Origin of the sequence: Nocardioides zhouii (assembly GCF_004137345.1) — a bacterium.
Taxonomy (GTDB): Bacteria; Actinomycetota; Actinomycetes; order Propionibacteriales; family Nocardioidaceae; genus Nocardioides; species Nocardioides zhouii.
The window spans coordinates 76,436-84,488 of sequence record NZ_SDWV01000024.1 but is presented as its reverse complement, the minus strand read 5'-3'; the positions used below and the strand labels follow the sequence as shown (position 1 = coordinate 84,488).

Annotated in this window: 6 protein-coding genes; 4 read left to right on the top strand and 2 right to left on the bottom strand. The window is 70.9% G+C overall.

The features are described from left to right. Positions 1-71 precede the first annotated feature (71 nt). Positions 72-917 carry a DUF1028 domain-containing protein gene (locus EUA94_RS18975; RefSeq protein ID WP_129428457.1) on the bottom strand — a complete coding sequence of 282 codons (846 nt, stop codon included), beginning with the start codon at positions 915-917 and terminating at the stop codon, positions 72-74. Between the two features lie 176 nt (positions 918-1,093). Between EUA94_RS18975 and EUA94_RS18970 the strand changes: the two genes are divergently transcribed. Next, positions 1,094-2,338, top strand: coding sequence for an MFS transporter (locus EUA94_RS18970; RefSeq protein ID WP_207210632.1), 1,245 nt, complete (start codon positions 1,094-1,096; stop codon positions 2,336-2,338). 9 nt (positions 2,339-2,347) lie between these two features. On the opposite strand, the gene EUA94_RS18965 is transcribed toward EUA94_RS18970, so the two are convergent. Beyond that, complete coding sequence (locus EUA94_RS18965; RefSeq protein WP_129428456.1) at positions 2,348-3,544, bottom strand: pyrophosphate--fructose-6-phosphate 1-phosphotransferase; 1,197 nt, start codon at positions 3,542-3,544, stop codon at positions 2,348-2,350. Positions 3,545-3,741: 197 nt separating this feature from the next. Here EUA94_RS18965 and EUA94_RS18960 point away from each other — a divergent pair, with 197 nt between their 5' ends. The 3 genes from EUA94_RS18960 to EUA94_RS18950 all read left to right on the top strand — a co-directional run bounded on the left by EUA94_RS18960 (position 3,742) and on the right by EUA94_RS18950 (position 8,028). After that, positions 3,742-5,187 carry an APC family permease gene (locus EUA94_RS18960; RefSeq protein WP_129428455.1) on the top strand — a complete coding sequence of 482 codons (1,446 nt, stop codon included), beginning with the start codon at positions 3,742-3,744 and terminating at the stop codon, positions 5,185-5,187. Between the two features lie 68 nt (positions 5,188-5,255). Beyond that, positions 5,256-6,617, top strand: coding sequence for a metallophosphoesterase family protein (locus EUA94_RS18955; protein WP_129428454.1), 1,362 nt, complete (start codon positions 5,256-5,258; stop codon positions 6,615-6,617). A gap of 73 nt (positions 6,618-6,690) precedes the next feature. Next, complete coding sequence (locus tag EUA94_RS18950; RefSeq protein ID WP_129428453.1) at positions 6,691-8,028, top strand: class II 3-deoxy-7-phosphoheptulonate synthase; 1,338 nt, start codon at positions 6,691-6,693, stop codon at positions 8,026-8,028. Positions 8,029-8,053: the final 25 nt, after the last annotated feature.

Below are 8,053 nucleotides of genomic sequence, written 5' to 3'. Positions count from 1 at the left end.
GCGCTCCAAAACGTCCTCAACAACACCACCGAGAAAGCGGCCTGAACGGTCAGGGGTAGACACAGGGCAACTCATGCCCCCGCCCCCTCGCCCCGGATGATCGCCAGGATCCGCCGGTCGATCCACTCCGGCCTCGCCCCCGGACCCACACGCATCTCGTAGTTCTCCGAGCCCACCCACATGTGGAAGCTGTCCTTGCCGTCGGCCTTCGCCAGCGTCTCGAGCTCGATCAGGAGCGCGTCGTCGACGGGCACCTGCTCCTCGGGAGTCGAGACGGTGAGGTAGAGCTCGTTGAGGTCGACCAGGCGGGCCAGCTCGGTGACCGGGTCGGCGTGGTCGTCGACGCGGAGGTCCACGGCCACGTCGTCGTGCCCGCCGTAGCCCGCCCCGTCGCGTACGACGAGCAGGGCCGCCGACTGCCGGCCCCGGCTGTCGCCACCAGCGGCGTCGCCGGCCGCGAGGGCCGCGAGCAGGCGCCGTTCGACCGGCTGGTCGACGCCGTCGAGCCAGGCCTTCTCCATCGCCTCGACGACCTCCGGGCCGGTGAGGATGTTGCCCTGGATGGCGTACCCGCCGCTCTCGCCGCTGCGCCCGGTGACGCCACCGGCCCAGGCGAAGCACTCGGCGCCGGTCCACGTCGCCGCGTTGCCGTCGGAGTCGACGATCCCGGCCTGGCGGTGCTCGCGCCCGTCGTCCTCCTCGACCAGCCGGTCGAGCGCGACCTGGGCCGTCGCGCCGTCGTCGAGGTGGGCGAGGCCGAGGTACTTGTAGGCCAGGTTGGCGTCGGCCTGGCTGGCGATCGCGCCGACGCCGGCCGCCGCGGCCGGGACGGCGGAGCCGACCGCTAGGAACTTGGAGGCGACGGCGACGCCCCACGACTCGCCGTCGTCGGACCGGGCCACGATCGAGAACGTCATGAGCCGAAACATAGCGGCAGCGAGGAACGAGCGGTTGCTAGGTGGAAGGCCAGGTCGAGTGGCCCCACGACCGAGCTCGCGAGGTCGTGACGGGCTGTATCGAGACCGCGATCCTTGTGTGCGAGACCGCAGGAACTGGGAGGCGAGGCGTCGTACCCGCGTCCTAGGGTGGCTGCGTGCTCACCCGTCTCGGATTCCCCAGCGTCGGGGAGCACCGCAGGTTCGTCGCGGCGATCGTCGCCGACACCGTCGGCAGTGGGCTCTTCATGCCGATCACGTTGCTCTACTTCATCGCGATGACCGACCTGTCCCTCGTGCAGGTCGGCTCGGCGTTGTCGCTGTCGGCGCTGCTGAGCATGCCCGCGGCGTTCGTCATCGGCACGCTCGTCGACCGCTTCGGCCCGCGCAAGATGATGCTCGCGGGCAACCTCGTGCAGGCGGCCGGGATGATCGCCTACCTCTGGGCCGACTCGCTCCTCGCCGTGGCGCTGTGGACCGCGCTGCTCAACCTGGGCCGCCAGTCGTTCTGGGGGTCCTTCGGCAACGTCGTGACCGCGATCTCGGCGCCGGGGGAGCGCGAGCTCTGGTTCGGTTTCCTGCAGGCGGTGCGCAACCTGGGCTTCTCGGTGGGTGGCGTGCTGGCCGGCGTCGCGCTGCAGATCGGGACCGACGCGGCGTACCAATCGGTCGTGGTGGTCAACGCCGTGACGTTCGTGCTCGCCTTCGTGCTGCTCCTCGACGTGCCCGACCACCGTGTGGCCCAAGCCCACGACGCGCCGGTCGAGGGCTGGGGTGTCGTCCTGCGCGACCGGGCCTACCTCCGGCTCGTGGTCGGACAGTTCGGCTTCGTGGTCGGGATGATGGTGCTCAACTTCGCCCTGCCGGTCTACGTCGCCGAGACGATCGACCTGCCCGGCTGGGTCGTCGGCGCGATCTTCACGCTGAACACCGCGCTCGTCGGGCTCGGCCAGGGACTCGTCGTACGCCGCATGACCGGGCGTGTCCGCGGCCGGATGATGGCGCTCGCCCAGCTGGTCTTCGCCGCCGGCTACCTCCTGTTCGTCCTCGCCGGCTGGCTGCCCGTGTGGCTCGCCGTCGTGGTGATGCTCGTCGGTGCCGCCGTCTACACGGGCGGCGAGCTGGTCGGCGGCCCCGTCTTCAGCGCGACGGCCGCCGAGGCAGCGCCCGACCACCTCCGCGGCCGCTACCTCGGGCTGTTCCAGCTCAGCTGGGGGATCGGCGGCGCGGTGACGCCGATCGCGTTCACGTGGCTGCTCGCCCACGGGCAGTCCACGCTGTGGTGGGTGCTGACCGTGGTGGCGCTCGCCACCGCGGCGTACCTCCGGACGCTGCCGCGCGTCCTGCCGGCCGCTGCCCTGCGGGTCACCCAGCGTACGGAGCCGGTGCCGGCCCCGGAGTGACGGTGCCGGTCAGGCCTGGCCGGTGCCGCGCAGCAGCTCGGTGAACCAGGCCTGCTCGGGGTCGAACGGCTTGTGCCCGGCGATCCGCTCGAACTCGATCGCGCGCAGCTCGTCGCCGCGGTCCTCGTCGTGGCCGATGACGCCCGGCGTGCCCGCGAGCGCGCACGTCACCGCGAGCTCGGCCATCTCCCGGATGAGCGCGAGGTCGGTCTCGTTGGCCGGAGCCGAGCGGGAGTAGTAGCCGGACTTCTGCACCATCCGCTTCTCCGCGCCGATCGCCTCGGAGAACCGGTCGGCGAAGTAGCGACCCGGGTTGACCAGGTCGATCTTCACGTGGCCGAACGGGTCGCGCCCGACCGTCTCCCCGGCCGCCTCGAGGGCCGTGACGATGTCGTCGATCCCCGCGCCCTCGGCGAGGAAGATGTTGACGCAGCCGACCTCGTCCATGACCGTACGCAGCCGGTCGGCCTCGGCGGCGAGGTCGATGCCGCGCTCAGGGACGTAGATTGCGTGGATCGCCCAGCGGCGCGGGTCGAGGCCGATGCCGGGGAGCCACTGCTGCTCGCCGTGCCAGGCCATGTAGTCGCGCGCGGCAGCGGCCGTCAGCCAGCCACTGGCCCGGCCCATCACCTCGTGCACGATCAGCATCCGCGGGTTGGAGCCGTGCTCGGCGAGGACGTGCTGGGCGAAGCGGGACGCCTCCTGCGCGGCGGTCTGCGCGCCGAGGCTCTGCCGGATCGGCACGATGTCGTTGTCGATGGTCTTCGGCAGCCCGACGACGGTGAGCTCCGAGCCCTGCGTACGGAGGTACGCCGCCAGGTCGGCCGCCGCCGTGTTGGTGTCGTCGCCGCCGATGGTGTGCAGGATGTCGACGCCGTCGGCCTGCAGCCGTGCGGCGGCCACGGCCAGTGCGGTCTCGTCCTCGCCGATGAGACCGCGCTTGCGGCAGTCGGCGTCGTTGGTGAGCTTCACGCGGCTGTTGCCGATCGGGCTCCCGCCGAAGCGGTGCAGGAGTGCCGCGCCGGCACGCTCCTCGGGACCGATCACGAGGCTGTTGCCGGTGAGCAGGCCGTGGTAGCCGTGCTTGTAGGCGATCAGCTCGATGTCGGGATCGGTGGCGTCGTAGGTCTCGATCAGGGCACCTACGGCGGAGGACAGGCACGGGGCATAGCCACCGGCGGTCAGGAGCGCAACGCGAGTCGGCATGGGCAGCAGGGTAGTGAGGAAACGGTCCGAGAGCGGAAGGGCGACCGCACTGCGGTCACTCACCCGACCGTGGGCCCGACAGTGACGAAGTGCGTTCGACCCCGTTGTAGGGGTGGGTCGATGGTTGCCCAGTCCCGAAGACAAAGGCCATTGTGAGGCAACGCCGTGCGGTGCACGGACCGACGAGGGGAGTCTCGATGAGCACGACAGAAGCCACACAACCGGATGTCAACGGCCCGGAGGACGCCGACCTCAAGCGCGTCCTCGGACCCAAGCTCCTGCTGCTGTTCATCGTCGGCGACATCCTCGGCGCGGGCGTGTACGCCGTCACCGGCAAGCTGGCCGGGCAGGTCGGCGGCATCGCCTGGCTGCCGTTCCTGGTGGCCTTCGCCGTCGCGACGGTGACCGCCTTCTCCTACCTCGAGCTCGTGACGAAGTACCCGCAGGCCGCCGGGGCCGCGCTCTACACGCACAAGGCGTTCGGCATCCACTTCATCACCTTCCTCGTGGCCTTCACGGTCGTGTGCTCGGGCATCACCAGCGCGTCGACGTCGTCCAACCTGCTCGCCGCGAACCTGCTGATCGGCTTCGGCAACGAGGACCCGAGCACGACGACGACCCTCGTGACCGCCCTCGTCTTCATGCTCATCCTCGCCGCGATCAACCTCCGCGGTGTCGGCGAGAGCGTGAAGTTCAACGTCATCCTCACCATCGTCGAGATGACCGCGCTGGCCATCGTGATCGGCATCGGCGTCTGGGTGATCGGGCGCGGCGACGGCGACCTGAGCCGGATCACCGTCTTCGAGAGCCCGGACGACAAGGGCCTCTTCATGGCCGTCACCATCGCCACCGCGATCGCGTTCTTCTCGATGGTGGGCTTCGAGGACTCGGTCAACATGGTCGAGGAGACCCAGGACCCGCTGAAGATCTTCCCGCGCGTGATGCTCACCGGGCTCGGGATCGCGGTCGTGATCTACATGCTGGTCGCGATCTCCGTCGTCGCGGTCATCCCGGCCGGCCAGATCGCCGAGCCCACCAACGCCGAGGCGGGCATTCTGCTCGACGTGGTGAAGACCGGTGCGCCCGACCTGCCCATCGACAAGCTCTTCCCGTTCCTCACCGTCTTCGCGGTCGCCAACACCGCGCTCATCAACATGCTGATGGCCAGCCGGCTGATCTACGGCATGGCGCAGCAGGACGTGCTGCCGCGCTCGCTTGGCAAGGTGCTGCCGGGTCGCCGGTCGCCGTGGACCGCGATCCTCTTCACCACGCTGCTGGCGCTGGGCCTGATCAGCGTCGTCACCCTCGACGCTGAGTCGTCGGTGGTGGCCGCGCTGTCCGGCACGACGGCCCTCCTGCTGCTGGCCGTCTTCACCATCGTCAACATCGCCTGCCTCGTGCTGCGCCGCGACCCGACCCCGGAACGGGCGTTCCGCGCCCCGACCGTGCTGCCGGTGATCGGCGCCATCTGCTGCGGCTACCTGCTCGGCCCGTGGGCCCGGCTCGAGGCCGACATGGTCCAGTACAAGATCGCCGGCGGACTGCTCGCCATCGGCGTCGTGCTCTGGGCGCTCACCTGGGCCACCAACCGCGGGGTCCGGGCCAAGAAGACCGGCTTCCGCGACATCGACCACCTCGAGTAGCGCACGGCCGGGACGTCCCGGCCGTGTCGAGGACGGCCCGATCGGGATGGCCGTCTACGGTGGGCCGAGTGACACGACGACCTCTCGGAATGCTGTTGGGGCTGCTGATCGCTTCGGCGCTCGGCTGCACCTCGGTCGCCCCCTCGTCGCCCTCGGCGAGCGCCACGCCGGGCGGCGAGTACCCCGCTCCGACGACCTCGCCGACTGCCGACGGAGGCCCGGAGGGAGCCCTGCCCCGAGGTGGCCCGCGCGACCGACCGGCGGTGCCGGCCGCCCCCGAGCTGCGGCGCGCGTACCGGTTCGTCTCGGCCCCCGACTTCCTCAACCAGGACGTCGCCGACCTGACCGCCGACGGGCGCAAGGAGTTCATCGACCCGCGCACGGGGGAGGTCGCCAACTCCACCAACGCCGAGTACGACGCCGGGCTCGACCACGTGATGAGCGAGATGGCGTCGCACGGCACCCGCGACGTGCTCGTCGCGGGTGACCTCGTCGAGGGTCGCTGGGGCCGCGACGACTCTCGCAGCGGCGTCTTCGGACCGGTCCGTACGGAGGCGCAGCGGATGCGCGCGTGGCGCCGGGCGGCCGCGGTCTACTACCCGGCCTATCGCGAGCGCTTCGCCAGCCACGACCTGCGCACCTTCCCCGCGGTGGGCGACCACGAGATCGGCGACGACCCGTGGCGCGCGCCGCGTGACGCCTGGATCGACTTCAAGCGCCGCCACGTGCCGGAGTTCAAGCGGATCTTCGCCGACGAGATGCTGGCGGGTGCCGGCGGACGGTCCCGCTTCTCGAAGCACCCACCCACCGGTCCGGCCCGGCGCACCGCGTACGCCGTCCGCCTCGACGAGGACGTGCTGCTGGTGACCCTCGACGTGTTCGAGCGTCGCGGGGGCGACGTGCACATGTCCGTCGACCCGGCCCAGCTCGCGTGGCTCGAGCGGGTGCTGCGCCAGGCCCGCCGCGACGACGTGCCGTGGGTGATGGTGCAGGGGCACGTCCCGATGACCGGTGACGTCCGCGCGCGCAACTCGAGCCACCTGTCGTACGAGAAGGGGGTGCGCTCCGACCTGTGGCGGGCGATGGTCGACGGCGGCGTCGACGTCTACCTCAGCGGCGAGGTGCACGACCAGACGGTCCACCAGCGCGACGGGATCCTCGAGGTCTCCCACGGGTCGCTGTTCTACCGGGGCGAGGCGTCGTACGTGGTCGGCCAGGCCACTGCCGACCGGCTGGTCCTGGAGAACCACCAGTTCCGCGGTGAGATCGGCTTCGAGGACCGGCTCTGGACCACCTCGCGCCAGGGCGCGCCCGGCCACATCAGCTATCCCGACGCCTCCCTCGTCACCGGCACGCTCGAGGCCAGCCGCACCCGGTCCGGCGGGCTGCGGGTGGACGACGCCGACGGCGTGCTCGCTCCCCGGCCCTGACGGTCCGGCCGGCGTCCGCCCACCGGGCGGTCACGGTTCGGGTCGGGCGGGCGCGGCGCCGTACCCTTGCAGGGTGACCGCCATCCCCACCCTCGAGGAGCTCCACGCGCTCGGGCCCCTGCAGCAGCCGACCTACCCCGACGCGGGAGCAGTCGACACTGCCGTCGCTCGGTTGAGGACCGTGCCGCCGCTCGTCTTTGCGGGTGAGTGTGACGACCTGACCGAGAAGATCGCCGCCGTGACCCGCGGCGAGGCGTTCCTCCTGCAGGGTGGCGACTGCGCCGAGACCTTCTCCGGCGTCACCGCCGACAACGTGCGCAACAAGCTGCGGGTGCTGCTCCAGATGGCCGTCGTCCTGACGTACGCCGCCTCGGTGCCCGTGGTGAAGCTCGGCCGGCTCGCGGGGCAGTACGCCAAGCCGCGGAGCTCGGACCTCGAGACCCGCGACGGCGTGACGCTGCCGGCCTACCGCGGAGACGCCGTCAACGGCTACGACTTCACCCCCGAGTCCCGCATCCCCGACCCGCAGCGGCTGGTCGACGTCTACAACTCGTCCGCGGCGACCCTCAACCTGGTCCGCGCGTTCGTCACCGGCGGCTACGCCGACCTGCGCCAGGTGCACACCTGGAACACCGACTTCGTGCAGAGCTCGCCGTTCGGCCAGCGCTACGAGGCGATGGCCGACGAGATCGAGCGCGCCCTCACCTTCATGAAGGCGATCGGCGCCGACCCCGACGAGTTCCACCGCGTCGACTTCCACTCCAGCCACGAAGCCCTGCTGCTGGAGTACGAGCAGTCGCTGACGCGCATCGACTCGCGCACCGACCTGCCCTACAACGTGTCGGCCCACTTCGTGTGGATCGGCGAGCGCACCCGCCAGCTCGACGGAGCCCACATCGAGCTCCTCTCGCGCATCCAGAACCCGATCGGCATCAAGCTCGGCCCGACGACGACCCCGGACGACGCACTGGCCTACGCCGCGCGCCTCAACCCGGACAACACGCCCGGGCGCCTCACCTTCATCACCCGCTTCGGCGCCCACAAGATCCGCGACGGCCTCCCGGCGCTCGTCGAGAAGGTCACGGCCGAGGGCGTCCAGGTCGCGTGGGTCTGCGACCCGATGCACGGCAACACCTTCGAGGCGTCCTCGGGCTACAAGACCCGTCGCTTCGACGACGTCATCGAGGAGGTCCAGGGCTTCTTCGACGTGCACCGCAGCCTCGGCACCTGGCCCGGCGGCGTTCACGTCGAGCTCACCGGCGACGACGTCACCGAGTGCATCGGCGGCGGCGAGGAGATCGACGAGGCCGGGCTGGCCAACCGCTACGAGTCCGTCTGCGACCCCCGCCTCAACCGGGTCCAGTCCCTCGAGCTCTCGTTCCTGGTCGCGGAGATGCTCCGGAAGGCCTGATCCCTGCTCGAGCGGTGGTCCAGCC

Excerpts from the sequence above, each read along its gene's own strand:
- EUA94_RS18975 (WP_129428457.1), bottom strand. The coding sequence starts at position 917 with ATGACGTTCTCGATCGTGGCCCGGTCCGACGACGGCGAGTCGTGGGGC.
- EUA94_RS18965 (WP_129428456.1), bottom strand. The coding sequence starts at position 3,544 with ATGCCGACTCGCGTTGCGCTCCTGACCGCCGGTGGCTATGCCCCGTGC.
- EUA94_RS18960 (WP_129428455.1), top strand. The coding sequence starts at position 3,742 with ATGAGCACGACAGAAGCCACACAACCGGATGTCAACGGCCCGGAGGAC.